This is a genomic window from Parahaemophilus parainfluenzae (assembly GCF_001055095.1).
In the GTDB taxonomy this organism is placed as follows: Bacteria; Pseudomonadota; Gammaproteobacteria; order Enterobacterales; family Pasteurellaceae; genus Haemophilus_D; species Haemophilus_D parainfluenzae_Z.
In genome coordinates this window covers 62,821-78,337 of the sequence record NZ_JVHG01000011.1, presented here as the reverse complement: position 1 = coordinate 78,337, position 15,517 = coordinate 62,821, and the positions used below count along the sequence as shown (strand labels likewise).

General features: G+C 40.1%; 16 protein-coding genes. 4 read left to right on the top strand and 12 right to left on the bottom strand.

Annotated features, from left to right (window positions below; translation table 11 throughout):
* Positions 1 to 90 precede the first annotated feature (90 nt).
* Positions 91 to 795: a YggS family pyridoxal phosphate-dependent enzyme gene (locus ADA56_RS03385; protein ID WP_049369224.1), complete on the top strand. Its 705-nt coding sequence runs from the start codon at positions 91 to 93 to the stop codon at positions 793 to 795.
* A 56-nt stretch (positions 796 to 851) separates the two neighbouring features.
* Here the strand turns inward: ADA56_RS03385 and murA are convergent, their stop codons facing one another.
* The 12 genes from murA to galT form a co-directional block, all read right to left on the bottom strand.
* Positions 852 to 2,132, bottom strand: a complete 1,281-nt coding sequence (murA, locus tag ADA56_RS03380) for a UDP-N-acetylglucosamine 1-carboxyvinyltransferase (RefSeq protein WP_049369222.1) — start codon at positions 2,130 to 2,132, stop codon at positions 852 to 854.
* An 8-nt stretch (positions 2,133 to 2,140) separates the two neighbouring features.
* Positions 2,141 to 2,398 (bottom strand): BolA family protein, encoded by a 258-nt coding sequence (locus ADA56_RS03375; protein WP_005697151.1) that lies wholly within the window; start codon positions 2,396 to 2,398, stop codon positions 2,141 to 2,143.
* Between the two features lie 13 nt (positions 2,399 to 2,411).
* Entirely contained in the window at positions 2,412 to 2,747 is a 336-nt protein-coding gene (locus ADA56_RS03370; RefSeq protein ID WP_049369221.1) for an STAS domain-containing protein, read from the bottom strand.
* Positions 2,748 to 2,751: 4 nt separating this feature from the next.
* Positions 2,752 to 3,399, bottom strand: coding sequence for a phospholipid-binding protein MlaC (mlaC, locus tag ADA56_RS03365; protein WP_005696640.1), 648 nt, complete (start codon positions 3,397 to 3,399; stop codon positions 2,752 to 2,754).
* A gap of 21 nt (positions 3,400 to 3,420) precedes the next feature.
* Entirely contained in the window at positions 3,421 to 3,927 is a 507-nt protein-coding gene (mlaD, locus tag ADA56_RS03360) for an outer membrane lipid asymmetry maintenance protein MlaD (protein WP_049364516.1), read from the bottom strand.
* 12 nt (positions 3,928 to 3,939) lie between these two features.
* Positions 3,940 to 4,725 carry a lipid asymmetry maintenance ABC transporter permease subunit MlaE gene (mlaE, locus tag ADA56_RS03355; protein WP_005696644.1) on the bottom strand — a complete coding sequence of 262 codons (786 nt, stop codon included), beginning with the start codon at positions 4,723 to 4,725 and terminating at the stop codon, positions 3,940 to 3,942.
* On the bottom strand, positions 4,722 to 5,516 hold the full coding sequence (mlaF, locus tag ADA56_RS03350; RefSeq protein ID WP_049369220.1) for a phospholipid ABC transporter ATP-binding protein MlaF: 795 nt from the start codon (positions 5,514 to 5,516) through the stop codon (positions 4,722 to 4,724). Before mlaF ends, mlaE begins: the two co-directional genes overlap by 4 nt.
* A 72-nt stretch (positions 5,517 to 5,588) precedes the next feature.
* Positions 5,589 to 7,121, bottom strand: a complete 1,533-nt coding sequence (gene lnt, locus ADA56_RS03345; RefSeq protein ID WP_049369242.1) for an apolipoprotein N-acyltransferase — start codon at positions 7,119 to 7,121, stop codon at positions 5,589 to 5,591.
* Positions 7,122 to 7,194: 73 nt separating this feature from the next.
* Positions 7,195 to 8,091 carry a CNNM family magnesium/cobalt transport protein CorC gene (gene corC / locus ADA56_RS03340; RefSeq protein WP_049369218.1) on the bottom strand — a complete coding sequence of 299 codons (897 nt, stop codon included), beginning with the start codon at positions 8,089 to 8,091 and terminating at the stop codon, positions 7,195 to 7,197.
* 145 nt (positions 8,092 to 8,236) lie between these two features.
* Positions 8,237 to 9,262 (bottom strand): galactose-1-epimerase, encoded by a 1,026-nt coding sequence (gene galM, locus ADA56_RS03335; protein ID WP_049369216.1) that lies wholly within the window; start codon positions 9,260 to 9,262, stop codon positions 8,237 to 8,239.
* Positions 9,256 to 10,410 carry a galactokinase gene (gene galK / locus ADA56_RS03330; RefSeq protein ID WP_049369214.1) on the bottom strand — a complete coding sequence of 385 codons (1,155 nt, stop codon included), beginning with the start codon at positions 10,408 to 10,410 and terminating at the stop codon, positions 9,256 to 9,258. The genes galM and galK overlap by 7 nt, the downstream gene beginning before the upstream one ends.
* A 54-nt stretch (positions 10,411 to 10,464) precedes the next feature.
* Positions 10,465 to 11,511 carry a galactose-1-phosphate uridylyltransferase gene (galT, locus tag ADA56_RS03325; RefSeq protein WP_049369213.1) on the bottom strand — a complete coding sequence of 349 codons (1,047 nt, stop codon included), beginning with the start codon at positions 11,509 to 11,511 and terminating at the stop codon, positions 10,465 to 10,467.
* A gap of 214 nt (positions 11,512 to 11,725) precedes the next feature.
* On the opposite strand from galT, the gene ADA56_RS03320 reads away from it, so the two are divergent.
* The 3 genes from ADA56_RS03320 (at position 11,726) to mglA (ending at position 15,500) form a co-directional block, all read left to right on the top strand.
* Entirely contained in the window at positions 11,726 to 12,733 is a 1,008-nt protein-coding gene (locus ADA56_RS03320) for a substrate-binding domain-containing protein (protein WP_049369239.1), read from the top strand.
* Positions 12,734 to 12,911: 178 nt separating this feature from the next.
* Positions 12,912 to 13,907: a galactose/glucose ABC transporter substrate-binding protein MglB gene (gene mglB, locus ADA56_RS03315; protein ID WP_049369211.1), complete on the top strand. Its 996-nt coding sequence runs from the start codon at positions 12,912 to 12,914 to the stop codon at positions 13,905 to 13,907.
* Positions 13,908 to 13,985: 78 nt separating this feature from the next.
* The gene (gene mglA / locus ADA56_RS03310) at positions 13,986 to 15,500 is read left to right on the top strand and encodes a galactose/methyl galactoside ABC transporter ATP-binding protein MglA (protein WP_049369209.1); all 1,515 of its coding nucleotides are present in this window, start codon (positions 13,986 to 13,988) and stop codon (positions 15,498 to 15,500) included.
* The last annotated feature ends 17 nt before the right edge of the window (positions 15,501 to 15,517 follow it).

Genomic DNA, 15,517 nt, shown 5'->3' with positions numbered 1-15,517 from the left:
AACATAAAATCAAAAAAATGAAGATTTTTTCTAAAAATCATCGCTTTGGTGTAGAATGAAGAGAGTTTCACATTGGTCAGGAAAGGAATTATGACAATTCAACAAGCACTCGAAACCATCCATAAAAAAATCCAAGCCTCCACTCAACTTGCTCATCGTCCTGAAAGTGCGGTCACTTTATTAGCCGTTTCTAAAACCAAACCCAATGAAGCGATTTTAGAAGCCTATCAAGCCGGACAAAAAGCATTTGGGGAAAACTATGTTCAAGAAGGCGTAGACAAAATTCAGTATTTTGAAGGACGGAATATTCAACTTGAATGGCATTTTATTGGGCCACTACAATCTAATAAAACGCGTCTTGTAGCAGAACATTTCGATTGGATGCAAACGTTAGAACGTGCAAAAATTGCCGATCGTTTAAATGAACAACGTCCTGCCAATAAAGCGCCTTTGAATGTTCTAATCCAAATTAATATCAGTGATGAAGCCAGTAAATCAGGTATTCAACCGAGTGAAATGATTGAGCTTGCAAAACACATTGAAAATCTACCGCACTTACGTTTACGTGGATTAATGGCGATCCCTGCCCCAACAGACAATATTGCTGAACAAGAAGCCGCCTTTAGTCAAATGGAACAATTATTTGAGCAACTTAAAGTCGCTTTGCCTCATCAGCAAATTGATACGCTTTCAATGGGAATGACCGATGATATGCAAAGTGCCATTAAATGTGGTTCAACTATGGTGCGTATTGGTACAGCCATTTTTGGAGCGAGAGATTATTCGAAAAAATAATGAATAGAAAATAAAAGAGCGGTCAAAATTGACCGCTCTTTTTTATCTGGATTTAACTAAACTTCTTCGCTCTTTTCAGAGAAACGTTCAATCTTCGCACCTAAACAACGAAGTTTATCTTCAACGTGCTCATAACCACGATCGATATGATAAATACGATCTACGATGGTTTCACCACTTGCGATACAACCCGCTAATACAAGGCTGATTGATGCACGTAAATCTGTTGCCATCACTTCTGCACCAGAAAGATGCTCAACACCATGACAAACCGCGGTGTTACCTTCGATTTCAGCTTTACCACCCATACGAATTAATTCTGGAATGTGCATAAAGCGGTTTTCAAAAATGGTTTCAGTGATGATACTTGTACCTTCTGCCACCATGTTTAACAAGGTGAACTGAGCTTGCATATCCGTTGGGAAACCTGGGTGTGGTGCAGTACGAATATTCACAGCTTTTGGACGATTGCCATGCATATCTAAGGTAATGCTATCTTCTGTGACTTCGACTTCTGCACCTGCTTCACGAAGTTTATCAATCACGGCATCCATGGTATCCGCTTTGGTATTTTTACATACCACGCGACCACCTGAAATGGCACCTGCAATTAAGAATGTACCAGTTTCAATACGATCTGGCACAATGCTGTGCTCGCAGCCAGTTAAACGCTCAACACCTTCAACGACAATGTGATCGGTACCTGCACCGGTAATTTTTGCCCCCATTTTGTTGAGAAAATCAGCTGTATCGACAATTTCAGGCTCGCGTGCTGCGTTTTCAATGATTGTTGTACCTTTTGCAAGTGTTGCCGCCATCATGATAGATAAAGTCGCGCCAACGCTCACTTTTTCCATCACAATACGCGTACCTACAAGACGATCTGCAACAACCGCTTTTACATAACCTTCATCAAGCTCAATCGTTGCACCGAGTTTTTCTAAGCCACTAATGTGAAGATCAACCGGACGTGCACCGATAGAACAACCGCCTGGTAAAGAAACTTGACCTTGATTAAAACGAGCTACCAACGGTGCTAATGCCCAAATAGAAGCACGCATGGTTTTTACTAATTCATATGGCGCAACGAAGTGATCAATTTTAGAACAATCTAATAATACTGCACCTTCAGCATCACGCTCTACCACAACACCAAGTTTGCGTAAGATTTTTAAAGTGGTATCAATATCTTTTAGTTCTGGTACGTTTGTTAATTTAACCGGTTCAGTCGCCAAAATGGCGGCAAAAAGAATAGGAAGTGCAGCATTTTTTGCACCAGAGATGGTTACAGTACCACTTAAGCGAGATTGCCCGCCATAAACACGAAATTTTTCCATAGAAAATCCTAGCTTGCTTGATGTAATAGACGATCCATTTTCCACTTTGCAGTGGTATAGGTTTTAATGGTTAAAGCGTGAATTTCGCCAGTTTGGAAATAAGGCATTAATGGCGCGTAGATGGTTTGTTGCTGCTTTAATTTAGAAAGTGCTGAGATTTCATCACTTACTACAATCACACCAAAGTGAGCATTTTCACCTTGAGCATAAACTTCATCTACATTCAGGCTTTCTTTTAAAATACGTTCAATTTCTTGCAGTTCCATTCGGATTTCCGTTTTAATTATGGTCGATAAAAGTGCTAATCCAATGAGATAAATTCACTAAATCAGCAAGGGTTAATAACTGTTCTGGAGGGTTTATCAACCGCACTTTTTTATTTGGTAACTGCTCACCATCGTGTAGAAAATCACACAATAATGCAAAACCGGCAGAATCAATTCGATTGATTTCAGTTAAATCAAATTCAATGAGACTTTGATTGTTTTGCTTTTCTGATAAAAAAGAAGCACGTTGCTGCCATAATGGTAACAACGTGTTGCGGGATAGCTCCCCCGATAATTGGAGAGCTATCTTATCATTATTTTGGATTAAATCCCACTTTAACGCAGTCATTCGCTTATTTGCTCAATGTCACTGGTGCTGCAGCAGATTTTTGAATTTGAGCAGTTAATGCTTCAATACCTTGTTGACGTAAAATACCGCTCCATTCGTTTTGTTTGGTGACAACCATGCTCACGCCTTCTGCAACCATGTCATAAGCTTGCCATTCGCCAGTTTTACTGTTTTTACGCCATTTAAAATCTAATTTGATTGGCGCTTGTCCACCATTTTGCATGATGTTGACACGAATGCTCACAAGGTTTTTATCGCCTACTTCTTTTGCTGGTTCAATTTGAATATTTTGATCGGTGTAAGCGGTTAACACTTGAGCATAAGCTTGTTCGATAAAGTCGCTGAATGCTTTAAAGAATTTTTCACGTTGTTCTGGTGTGGTTGATTTAAAGTGTGAACCTAACACCAAAGAACCTGCATAGTTTACTTGCACGTAAGGTAATAAATCGTTACGCACGATGGTACGTAAATAGTTTGGATCCTTTTTAATTTTTGCCTGATTGTTTTTGATATCGGCAAATAACTTATCTGATGCTTGTTGCATCAACACATAAGGGCTTGTTTCTGCACGTACAGTTTGAGTCACAAAAAGTGCAGTCACTGCAAATGCCATTACGCTAAACCATTTTTTAAACTGAGTAAATTTCATCATAAATCTCCTAAATAAAGATTATTATTTGGCTTCTGGTTCTGCTTTATCAGCATTACCGTCTGCTTTTTTATCACCGTAAAGGAACTGGCCGATTAAATCTTCCAATACCATTGCGGATTTAGTGTCTTGAATTTGGCTACCGTTTTTTAACATCGCGGTTTCACCATCATCAAACCCCATAGTTAAGGCGATATATTGCTCGCCCAATAATCCCGATGTTTTGATCGATAACGAACTGTTTTCCGGAATTTCTTTATATTCTTCATTAATCGCAATACTGACTTTTGGCAAGTAAGATTTTTCGTCTAATGTAATGTCAGACACACGACCAATCACTACCCCACCAAGTTTAAGCGGTGCACGGACTTTTAGTCCACCAATATTGTCAAAAGTTGCAGTCACTGTGTAAGATTTTGTTTCACCAAAACCTTGCACATTCGCTACACGTAAGCCTAAAAACACTAACGCGGCGATACCAAGTAGTAAAAATAACCCTACCCAAAATTCATATTTAATTGTTTGTCGCATAAAAATACCCTTTTAGCCTGCCCCAAACATAATGGCAGTTAAGATGAAATCTAGCCCAAGAACCACAAGTGATGCGTGGACAACTGTTCTGGTTGTGGCTTGACTGATACCTTCTGATGTCGGAATACAATCATAACCATTGAATAACGCAATCCACACCACGGCAATGGCGAAAAATACGCTTTTAATAAATCCGTTTAGAATGTCATAGCTCCAGCTGACGGCATTTTGCATCACTGACCAGAAGCTACCTGCATCAACACCTTTCCAATCTACGCCGACAAGCGCACCGCCCCAAATACCAATCGCGGTAAAGAGAAGCGCAAGAATTGGCATCGCAATCAACCCAGCCCAAAAGCGTGGTGCAATCACTCGACGTAATGGATCGACCGCCATCATTTCAAGGCTGGAAAGTTGTTCTGTGGCTTTCATTAAGCCAATTTCAGCCGTTAACGCTGAACCTGCACGACCTGCAAATAAAAGTGCGGTCACTACTGGGCCTAATTCACGTAATAAAGACAGCGCTACAAGTTGTCCAAGGCTGGTTTCTGCTGAAAAATCAACTAAGACCACATAACCTTGTAAGCCCAACACCATTCCAATAAATAAACCTGAAAGCAGGATAATTAATAAAGACTGTACACCTAATACGTGTAACTGTTTCACTAATAAAGGAAAATGTTTACGAACTTGCGGTTTACCTACGAGCGCACCGAACAACATAAAGCCTGAGCGGCCTAATGCGCGGAAAAATTTGATTACGCTTCGTCCAAGTGAAGAAATCATATCAACAATCATTTAAATAATTCCTCCACATAATCACCTGCCGGATAATGGAATTTTACCGGACCATCTGCTTCACCTTTCAAGAACTGCACAACTTGAGGATCTTGGCTCGCGAGCAGTTGTTCTGATGTTCCTTCTGCAATCACATGTTTATCCGCAATAATATAGGCATAATCAGCAATGCTTAATACTTCCTGAACATCATGGGAAACCACAATAGAGGTTAAGTTCAGCGCTTCATTTAAGCGTTTAATTAAGCTCACGATTACGCCCATGCTAATTGGATCTTGCCCCGTAAACGGCTCATCAAACATGATTAAATCAGGATCAAGTGCAATCGCTCGAGCCAATGCTGCACGACGCGCCATCCCACCAGAAAGCTCTGAAGGCATTAAATCTGCCGCACCGCGTAAGCCTACTGCTTCTAATTTCATCAACACAATTTGACGAATTAGACTTTCCGGCAAACGGGTATGCTCGCGAATCGGAAATGCCACGTTATCAAACGTGGAAATATCCGTAAATAAAGCGCCTGATTGGAATAACATTCCCATGCGTTTACGTACTTCGTAAAGCTCGCGATTTGAAAGACGACAAATATCTTGTCCATCAAACAAAATCTCGCCTTGTTCAGGATACAACTGACCACCAATTAATTTCAGTAGCGTAGTTTTCCCGATCCCTGATGGCCCCATAATGGCCGTAATTTTGCCCTGTTGGACTTTCAAATTCAGGTTATCGTAAATCACACGCTCACCTCGTTTAAAGGTCAGGTTTTTGACTTCGATTAGATTTTTATTCATTAAAATCTCATTGGTTTTACAAGAAGAAATTTATTTTCCTCTCACGTTAAAAAAGTGCGGTCGTTTTGACTGCTATTTTTGTGAAAGGTTCAAGCGGCGCTTTAATAACGTCGTGAAGCCACGTAATAACACAAAAATCAATGACAACACATAAATAGGTAAATTACCTAATGCTGCATAAGGCGTTTTGCCTTCTGTTGGCACCATTTTATGGGTCAACGTTGTTTCCTCAAATTGAGGCGCTTGCGCCTCAATGTTGCCTTTTGCATCAATAAACACTGAAATACCCGTATTCGTTGCACGAATTAATGGTTTGCCTAATTCGAGCGCACGCATTCTAGCCATTTGTAAATGCTGCCAAGGGCCAATACTATCACCAAACCATGCATCATTAGAAATAGTCAGCAAATAATCTGTTTCTTTTTTCAGATTTTCACGAAGTTGCTCACCAAAAATAATTTCATAACAAATAGCCGGTGCAAAAGCATGCTGTTTTGCCATAAAAGATGGCTGTACCGCATCGCCACTTTGGAACGCAGACATTGGCAAATTAAATACGGAATTAAGTGGACGTAACAAACTTTCTAACGGTACGTACTCACCAAATGGCACGAGATGATGTTTGCTGTAACGATTTTTTGTCGTTAATTCATAAGGGAAATCAGGATTCCCTGCCGTCACAATCGAATTTAATAATTTACCGCTTTGCTCGTCACGGTATACGGTGCCAATCATCACTTCCGTGTTTTTCTCTTTCGCGACTTTATCTAAAGCTTCAAAAAATGGCGTAATGGCATTTTCCAAAGTTGGCAATGCCGACTCAGGCAAAATAATCAAATCAGACGTGCCTAAATGCCCCAAAATTTGTTTTTGATAGATGTCTACCGTGGCATAAAGATATTCAGGATCCCATTTTAAATTTTGCTCAATATTACCTTGTGCAAGGGTGACAGTTAGTCCTTTACCTTCTTTGGGTTGGACAAAATTGACCTTACCGGCATAAGCGCTTAATCCACCCACAACCAATAATAGCAATGTATTCACACCGACTAAATTCCATTGTTTTTTCGATAGTGAAAAAACAAGATTAAAAATGACCGCACTTGCCCAAACGGTAAAGAATGTTAGCCCCGTGACACCAAAGATCGGCGCGATGCCGAAAAATGGACTGTCGATTTGGGTATAACCAAATTGTAGCCATGGAAAACCGGTAAACACCCAACCACGCAAGAATTCAGTCAATGTCCAAATCGCGGCAAAAATGACCGCACTTTGCACCTGAAAACGTTGCACTAAATAAGTGAAAAGCATTGGATAAAGTGCAAGGTAAGCCGAAAGTAGGCCGACTAAGAGATAACTCACGCCAAGGGAAGCGCCACCAAATTGATGAATGCTGACATTTAACCAACTTACACCAAAACAGAAAAAGCCCATCGACCACAAAAAAGTAGCAAAAAGTGCGGTTGATTTTTTGGCATTTTTTGCCACAAAAAGCAATCCACCCAACGATACGTAGGCTAATCCCCAATAATCAAACGGCGAAAAGGCAAACACGCCAATTACACCAGAAATCAGAGCAATAAGATAAATCACTAACTTATTCATTTTATCCATACTATAAAAAAACATTCCCCCTCTTCAGCAAAGAGGGGGCTAAGAATACGGTCAACTGAGCAACTTATTCAGCTTGTTCTTCCACGCCTTCCATATCCGATAAATGCTCATCCGGCACAGTTACGCGTACCTGAATCAAACGGCGGCTATCGGCAGAGGTCACTTTAAATTGAATATTTTCTAAGGTGATTTCCTCACCGCGTTTAGGCAGATAACCAAAGGCTTGCATAATTAAACCGCCAATAGTATCCACTTCTTCATCATCAAAATGCGTGTTAAATTGTGCGTTAAAATCATCAATATCCGTTAGCGCACGCACCGCATAAGTGTGACGAGAAAGCTGACGAATATCTGCGACATCTTCCTCATCGAACTCGTCTTCAATATCACCCACAATTTGTTCGAGAATGTCTTCGATGGTCACCAAACCTGATACAGCTCCAAACTCATCCACCACAATCGCCATATGGAAACGTTCAGAACGAAACTCTTTTAGCATACGATCGACACGTTTACTTTCCGGCACAATCACGACTGGACGTAATAACTTGGATAGCTCGAATTCTTCCGCATCTTCACGTAAAAATTTAAGCAAATCTTTCGCGTGTAAAATACCTTCAATATTATCGCGATCATCCGTATCTGCAATTACAGGAAAGCGAGAGTGCGCCGATTCAATAATCGTGTTTAAGCAAGCATCAAGATCTTGATTCGATTCAATAAATACAATTTGCGAGCGAGGAATCATGATATCGCGAACTCGAAGCTCAGCGATTTCCATTACCCCTTCAATCATCTCGCGAGTGTTTTGATCGATTAAATCGTTTTGTTCTGAATCGCGAATCACTTCCACGAGTTCTTCACGGTTTTTCAGCTCACCTTGGAAAAAGCGGCCAATAAGTGATTGGAAAAAAGATTTTTTAGTTGTTTCAGTTTGATTACTCGAATGTTCTTCGTTCATAAAATTAAATGTGTTACTGTCGGATTGACTGCGTAAAAAGTAGCATATTTTGACAAAAATCGCAAAAAACTTAAGCTAAATGGCTGAAAATAAAGTGCGGTTAAAAACACGAAAATTTTTAACCGCACTTTTATTAACTGATTACCTATTTAAACCTAAACTCTGCCCACTGGTAATAGCGTTCACCTGCTTCTTGAATACCACCATAATTCTGCCACTCAGGGTGGTTTGGGGTATCGGGAAGGCATTGGGTTTCAAGAGCAATGCCGCTGAAATCTTGATAAGTGCCACCTTCACGAGTTGGAGTGCCTGCAAGATAGTTTCCCGTATAAACCTGTAATGCAGCTTGGGAAGTAAGCACCTCAAGGCTTAAATCTTCATTAGGGGAAGTTAATAATACGCAAGGTTTTTGCCATGCTTTATTGACAATAAAGGAATGATCGTAACCTTTTGTTACTACTTGATCACCTTGTTGGAAATCTTGTACGATTGGTTTTGCCACACGAAAATCAAAGCTGGTATTCACCACATGTTTAAGTGGTGAATTTGGAATGCCTTCGCCATCAACTGGCAGATAGAAATCCGCATTAAGGCGTAGTGTATGATTTCGTACATCACTGCCCTGCTCCGCATTTTCTAAATTGAAATAAGCGTGGTTTGTTAAATTAAGCGCGGTATCTTTATCACTTTCGGCTTCGTATTCAATTTTTACGCTATTTTCATCGGTCAGCGTGTAAATCACATTAACTTGTACATTGCCTTCAAAACCTTGATCCCCATCGGGAGACACAAGGGAAAAACGCACAAAATTCTGGCCGCGCTCTTCCACTTTCCAACGACGTTTATCAAAGCCTTCTTGACCACCATGTAATTGATGTTTGCCTTGATTCGCAACCAGCTGAATTGTTCGTTCATCCAATTCAAATTGGGCATTAGCAATACGGTTCGCATAGCGCCCTACGCTTGCGCCCAAATAAGCATTTTGATGAGGATAATCCTCCACTTTGCAGCCAAGTAACACTTCTCGCAACTCACCACTCACAGGAACTTTACAAGAAAGCCAAGTGGCTCCCCAATCCATAAATTGCACGGTCATGCCATTCGAATTGGTGAGTTGAACAAGTTGATAAGGCTGTCCATCTGGTGCATTGAACGCCGTTTTTTCTAGCATAGGCTCACTCCTTGTGAGGCTGTGCAAACGTAGAAATCTTCTTTTAAGCCCGTTTGTTTTTCATAATTATCGGCAATAATTTTACGCACTTCTTCAACTTTATCATGAGGAGCAAGGGCAACAATGCAGCCACCAAAACCACCGCCGGTCATTCTCGCACCACCAGTTTTACCAATGACTAATTGAGCGAGTTCCACAAGATAATCAATTTGTGGCACAGTAATCTCGAAATCATCACGCATGGACTCGTGAGATTGCCCCATTAATTCGCCTAATTTTGTTAAATCGTTATGTTTTAATGCTTTAACAGCATCAAGTACGCGTTGGTTTTCGGTCACCACATGGCGTGCACGTTTAGCCACTAAAGCATTAAGTGCGGTCAATTCTGCTTCTCTTTTTTGGAATTCTTCTACTGACACATCACGTAACGCTTTTACGCCAAAGAATTCTGCAGCTTTTTCACATTGCCAACGGCGTGTGTTATATTCGCCCGTGACCAAATCATGGGGTACATTTGAGTTCACAATAATGACAGCAACATCTTTCGGCACAGGCGTTGGCTGTGTTTCTAAGCTACGGCAATCAATCATTAAGAGATGATCTTTTTGTCCTAAAGCCGAAATTAATTGATCCATATTCCCGCAATTCGCACCTACAAATTTGTTTTCAGCTTTTTGACCAATTAAAGCAATTTCTGTATGAGTTAAAGGTAAATCACTGAGTTGTTGGCAGAATTTTCCAGTCGCCACTTCAAGGGCGGCGGAAGAGCTTAAACCAGAAGAGTGGGGCACATTTCCGGAAATCACCAAATCAGCGCCTTGTTTAAATTGCGGGCAACGTTCCTGAATAAATTTCACAACACCACGCACATAATTCGCCCATTTTTGCTCACTTTGAGGGAAATCTTCATTAAGAGAAAAGGTATCCTCAAGATCAAGATCTGCGGCATAAACATTCCAAATATGATCAGCACGTTTTGATCCCGCAATAGCTGTACCATAATTGATCGCACAAGGCATTACAAAGCCATCATTGTAGTCAGTATGTTCGCCGATAATGTTTACACGACCTGGCGCATACACAGTCAGTTCAGGTTGCTTGTTATATTTTTGCGTAAAAATGTGTTGGGATTTTTGGACTGGAGTCATATTATTTTCCTTTATCTTTCACACTCCCTCTTAACTCAAGAGGGAAATTATTGCTTAACGTTCTTTATAATGTACTTCGCTTAACGCACGTAATCTTTCTGCGGCTTGTTCTGCGGTGAGGTCACGTTGGCTTTCACCTAACATTTCATAACCCACCATAAATTTGCGTACTGTAGCTGAACGCAATAATGGTGGATAAAAATGCGCGTGAAGCTGCCAATGTTCGTTATCTTCTCCATTAAATGGCGCTGCATGGAAACCCATTGAATAAGGGAAAGAAGTTTCAAATAAGTTATCGTATTTTGTTGCCAGCTTTTTCAATATCACGGCAAGATCTTTGGCTTGAGCTTCAGTTAATTCTGTTAAGCGTTTTACATGCACTTTTGGCAATAACAAGGTTTCAAACGGCCACACTGCCCAATAAGGCACCACCGCAACCCAATGCTCGGTTTCCACCACAATACGTTCTTTTTTCTCTAATTCTTTTTGAACATAATCCACTAAAAGGACAGAACCGTGTTTTTCATAATAATTTCGTTGAGCAATATCTTCACGCGCGACTTCATTCGGTAAAAAGCTGTTTGCCCAGATTTGTCCGTGTGGATGGGGATTGGAGCATCCCATTACCGCACCTTTGTTTTCGAAAATCTGAACCCATTGATATTTTTGACCCAATTCACGCAATTGCGCTTGCCACACTTTAATCACTTCTTCAATTTCAAGTGCGGTCAATAACGGCAATGTTTTGCTGTGATCTGGGGAAAAACAAATAACACGGCTTTCACCACGAGCTTGGCTCATTTGGAAAAGCGGATCGGCTGATTGCTCTGGTGCAGGTGTATCTTCTAATAAAGCCGAGAAATCATTTTTGAATACATAAGGTTTATGGTAATCCGGATTAGGTTCACCGGTAATACGCTTATTACGTGGGCAAAGATAACAGTTTGGATCGTGGCTTGGCTTTTGTTCCTCACTCACTTTTTCTTGCTGCCCCTGCCATGGACGTTTAGCTCGATGTGGTGAGACTAAAACCCATTGGTCAATTAACGGATTATAACGACGATGCGGATGATCTGTCGGTTCAAATACGGCTTCGCTCATATTTTTACTCCAAAATGTAAACGATTACAAAATTTTCTTCATAAGATAACAAATTAAAAAAAATAAACCGTGATCATTATCACAAAATCAGGAAATAAGGCGCTAGTCCAATCTCTTTTTTGTGACGAATGTAGCATTTTTGAAAGTAACCGCTTTCAATTTTATTCAAATTTACTATGATAATTATCATGAAAAAATGAATGAGAGCTCAGTTATGCCTACAATTCGAGATGTTGCTGAATTAGCTTGCGTATCGGTTGCCACTGTTTCCCGGGTTATTAATCACTCTCCCTCCGTAAGTGAAAAAACCCGTTATTCAGTACAACGGGCGATGGAGGTTTTAAATTATCAACCCAATGCAAACGCACAAGCTCTGGCGGTACAAAATACTGATACCATCGGCGTGGTGGTTACTGATGTAACGGATCCCTTCTTTGCTATCTTGGTTAAATCGGTCGATAAAGTTGCTGAAGAGCATCAAAAAACGATTTTGATCGGCATTGGATACCATCATGCAGAAAAAGAGCGTGAAGCCATTGATACCTTGCTACGCAAGCGTTGTAGCTGTCTGGTCGTTCATTCCAAAGCCCTTTCTGACGAAGAGTTACAGCATTATTTAGAAAATGTACCCGGTATGGTGGTGATTAACCGTGTGATTGCAGGCTATGAAAATCGTTGCGTCAGCCTTGATAACCGTCAAGGCACCTATCTTGCCACTGAAATGTTGATTCGTTATGGCCATAAGCACATCGCCTATATTGGTTCCAATCACGGTATTTTAGATGAAACAGAACGTAAGGAAGGCTACTTAGAAGCCTTAGAAGCGCATAACTTCCCCATTGTAGAACAAGCCATTGTGCATAATTCACCTGATTTTGAAGGTGGTGAAAAGGCCATGATTGATTTATTGAGCTACAACTCCAATTTAACCGCTGTAGTGGCCTATAACGATACGATGGCTGCGGGAGCAATTTCCGTTTTAAATGAAAACAATATCAAAGTGCCGAAACAGTTTTCCATTGTGGGCTTTGATGATATGCCAATTGCTCGATATTTGATTCCTAAGCTTACCACTATTCGCTATCCAATTGATTTAATGGCAAATTATGCGGCAAAACTGGCTTTGAGCTTAGTTGACTCGTCTATTGTTACACCGACTGTTGTCCAATTTAATCCAACCTTGGTGAGACGTTTTTCTGTAGAAAATGCAATGAAACCGTGATGGAGATCACAAATTTAAACATTGCTATGTAATCGTTTTCATTTATGTGAGTTTGATCACAGATTAACAATTTTGATTTCGTTATGATGGATTCAGTTGCAATAGATGTACGCAACATTCCTCTATTTGGTATATAAAAATCAACAATAAAATCTCTTTCTCTAATAGGAGCGTTTTTATGAAAAAAACAGCAGTATTAAGTGCGGTCGCTTTAGCAATCGGTTTAGGTTCAGCAACTTCAGGTTTCGCAGCCGATAACCGTATTGGTGTTACCATTTATAAATATGATGACAACTTCATGTCATTAATGCGTAAAGAAATCGATAAAGAAGCGAAAGCCCTTGGTGGCATTGAGTTATTGATGAATGACTCTCAAAATGCACAATCTATTCAAAACGACCAAGTAGATGGTTTGCTTTCTAAAGGTGTAAAAGCCCTAGCCATTAACTTAGTGGACCCAGCTGCAGCATCAACTGTTATCAACAAAGCGAAACAAGATGACATTCCTGTTGTTTTCTTCAATAAAGACCCTGGTGCAAAAGCAATCGGTAGCTATGATCACGCTTACTATGTGGGTACCGATCCGAAAGAATCAGGTTTAATCCAAGGGGATTTAATTGCAAAACAATGGAAAGCAATGCCAGCCTTAGACTTAAACAAAGACGGTAAAATCCAATATGTATTATTAAAAGGTGAACCAGGTCACCCAGATGCTGAAGCACGTACTAAATATGTGATTGAGCAATTAAATGCGAAAGGTACTCCAACCGAGCAATTATTTATTGATACCGGTATGTGGGATGCAGCAATGGCTAAAGATAAAGTGGATGCATGGTTATCTAGCTCTAAAGCTAACGAAATTGAAATGATTATTTCAAACAATGACGGTATGGCATTAGGTGCATTAGAAGCAACCAAAGCACACGGTAAAAAATTACCAATCTTTGGTGTAGATGCATTACCAGAAGTACTTCAATTAATTAAGAAAGGCGAAATTGCGGGTACTGTGTTAAACGATGGCGTTAACCAAGGTAAAGCAGTTGTTCAACTTTCTGCAAATCTTGCTAACGGTAAAGCAGCAACAGAAGGTACACAATGGAAATTAGAAAACCGTGTGGTACGTATCCCTTATGTTGGTGTAGATAAAGATAACCTAAGTGAATTCTTAAAATAAGAAAATCTATTGCTTTTCTTTAATTTTAGGGGGAAAGGAAACCCAAATTCCCTTTCCCCCTTTTTGATGAGGTTGGATATGACAACTCAAACCCAAGACAGTGATGTACTACTGACAATGACGGATGTCAGTAAGTCTTTCCCCGGTGTAAAAGCCCTTGATCACGCCAATCTAACAGTTCGTTCTCACTCTGTTCATGCCTTAATGGGCGAAAACGGGGCGGGTAAATCTACATTATTAAAATGCCTCTTCGGAATTTATGCAAAAGACGAAGGTGAAATTTTATTCTTAGGCAAACCTGTTGATTTTAAAACATCAAAAGAAGCCCTTGAAAATGGGATTTCAATGGTTCACCAAGAACTTAACTTGGTGCGTCAAACTAGTGTAATGGATAACTTATGGTTAGGTCGCTACCCACTTAAAGGTCCTTTTGTGGATCACGCAAAAATGTATCGTGATACCAAAGCGATTTTCGATGAATTGGATATTGATGTTGATCCAAAAGAAAAAGTGGCCAAACTTTCCGTTTCACAAATGCAGATGATCGAAATTGCGAAAGCGTTCTCTTATAACGCTAAAATCGTAATTATGGATGAGCCAACATCCTCACTTTCAGAAAAAGAAGTGGAACATCTTTTCAAAATTATTCAAAAATTAAAAGATCGCGGTTGTGGCATTATCTATATTTCACACAAAATGGATGAAATCTTCAAAATTTGTGATGAAATCACCATTCTTCGTGATGGTAAATGGATCAATACCGTTGAAGTTAAAGGCACCACCATGGAAGAAATTGTTTCAATGATGGTTGGCCGTGAATTAACACAACGTTTCCCTGAAAAAACTAACGTACCAAAAGAAATCACGCTTGAAGTGGAACATTTAACTGCGGTGAACCAACCTTCTATTCAAGATGTTTCCTTTAATTTACGCAAAGGTGAAATTTTAGGTATTGCAGGTCTTGTTGGTGCAAAACGAACCGATATTGTGGAAGCCATTTTTGGTGTACGCGAATTAAAAGAAGGGACGATCAAGCTCAACGGAAAAATTGTGAAAAATCATACCGCACTTGAGGCGATTAACCACGGTTTTGCTTTGGTGACTGAGGAACGTCGTTCAACCGGGATTTATTCAAACTTAAGTATTGAATTCAACTCGTTGATTTCAAATATGAAATCTTACCTCTCCCCATGGAAATTGCTCAGCAACAAAAAAATGGCGAGCGATACACAATGGGTGATTGATGCGATGAACGTGAAAACACCGTCTCACAAAACAACGATTGGATCGCTTTCTGGTGGTAACCAACAAAAAGTCATTATCGGCCGTTGGCTTTTAACCCAACCAGATATCTTAATGCTCGACGAACCAACTCGTGGTATTGATATTGGGGCAAAATTTGAAATTTATCAGCTCATTCAAGAACTCGCTAAAAAAGATAAAGGCATCATCATGATTTCATCAGAAATGCCGGAATTATTAGGCGTAACAGACCGAATTTTGGTCATGAGTAATGGTCGTGTTGCAGGCATCGTTGAAACGGCAAAAACGTCTCAAGAAGAAATTTTGCAACTTGCCGCAAAATATTTATAAATCATAAAGGAACAAAT

Bases quoted from the DNA above. Each gene is read 5' to 3' on its own strand.
- ADA56_RS03385 (WP_049369224.1), top strand. From the start codon at position 91: ATGACAATTCAACAAGCACTCGAAACCATCCATAAAAAAATCCAAGCC.
- murA (WP_049369222.1), bottom strand. From the start codon at position 2,132: ATGGAAAAATTTCGTGTTTATGGCGGGCAATCTCGCTTAAGTGGTACT.
- ADA56_RS03375 (WP_005697151.1), bottom strand. From the start codon at position 2,398: ATGGAACTGCAAGAAATTGAACGTATTTTAAAAGAAAGCCTGAATGTA.
- ADA56_RS03370 (WP_049369221.1), bottom strand. From the start codon at position 2,747: ATGACTGCGTTAAAGTGGGATTTAATCCAAAATAATGATAAGATAGCT.
- mlaC (WP_005696640.1), bottom strand. From the start codon at position 3,399: ATGATGAAATTTACTCAGTTTAAAAAATGGTTTAGCGTAATGGCATTT.
- mlaD (WP_049364516.1), bottom strand. From the start codon at position 3,927: ATGCGACAAACAATTAAATATGAATTTTGGGTAGGGTTATTTTTACTA.
- mlaE (WP_005696644.1), bottom strand. From the start codon at position 4,725: ATGATTGTTGATATGATTTCTTCACTTGGACGAAGCGTAATCAAATTT.
- mlaF (WP_049369220.1), bottom strand. From the start codon at position 5,516: ATGAATAAAAATCTAATCGAAGTCAAAAACCTGACCTTTAAACGAGGT.
- lnt (WP_049369242.1), bottom strand. From the start codon at position 7,121: ATGAATAAGTTAGTGATTTATCTTATTGCTCTGATTTCTGGTGTAATT.
- corC (WP_049369218.1), bottom strand. From the start codon at position 8,091: ATGAACGAAGAACATTCGAGTAATCAAACTGAAACAACTAAAAAATCT.
- galM (WP_049369216.1), bottom strand. From the start codon at position 9,262: ATGCTAGAAAAAACGGCGTTCAATGCACCAGATGGACAGCCTTATCAA.
- galK (WP_049369214.1), bottom strand. From the start codon at position 10,410: ATGACTCCAGTCCAAAAATCCCAACACATTTTTACGCAAAAATATAAC.
- galT (WP_049369213.1), bottom strand. From the start codon at position 11,511: ATGAGCGAAGCCGTATTTGAACCGACAGATCATCCGCATCGTCGTTAT.
- ADA56_RS03320 (WP_049369239.1), top strand. From the start codon at position 11,726: ATGCCTACAATTCGAGATGTTGCTGAATTAGCTTGCGTATCGGTTGCC.
- mglB (WP_049369211.1), top strand. From the start codon at position 12,912: ATGAAAAAAACAGCAGTATTAAGTGCGGTCGCTTTAGCAATCGGTTTA.
- mglA (WP_049369209.1), top strand. From the start codon at position 13,986: ATGACAACTCAAACCCAAGACAGTGATGTACTACTGACAATGACGGAT.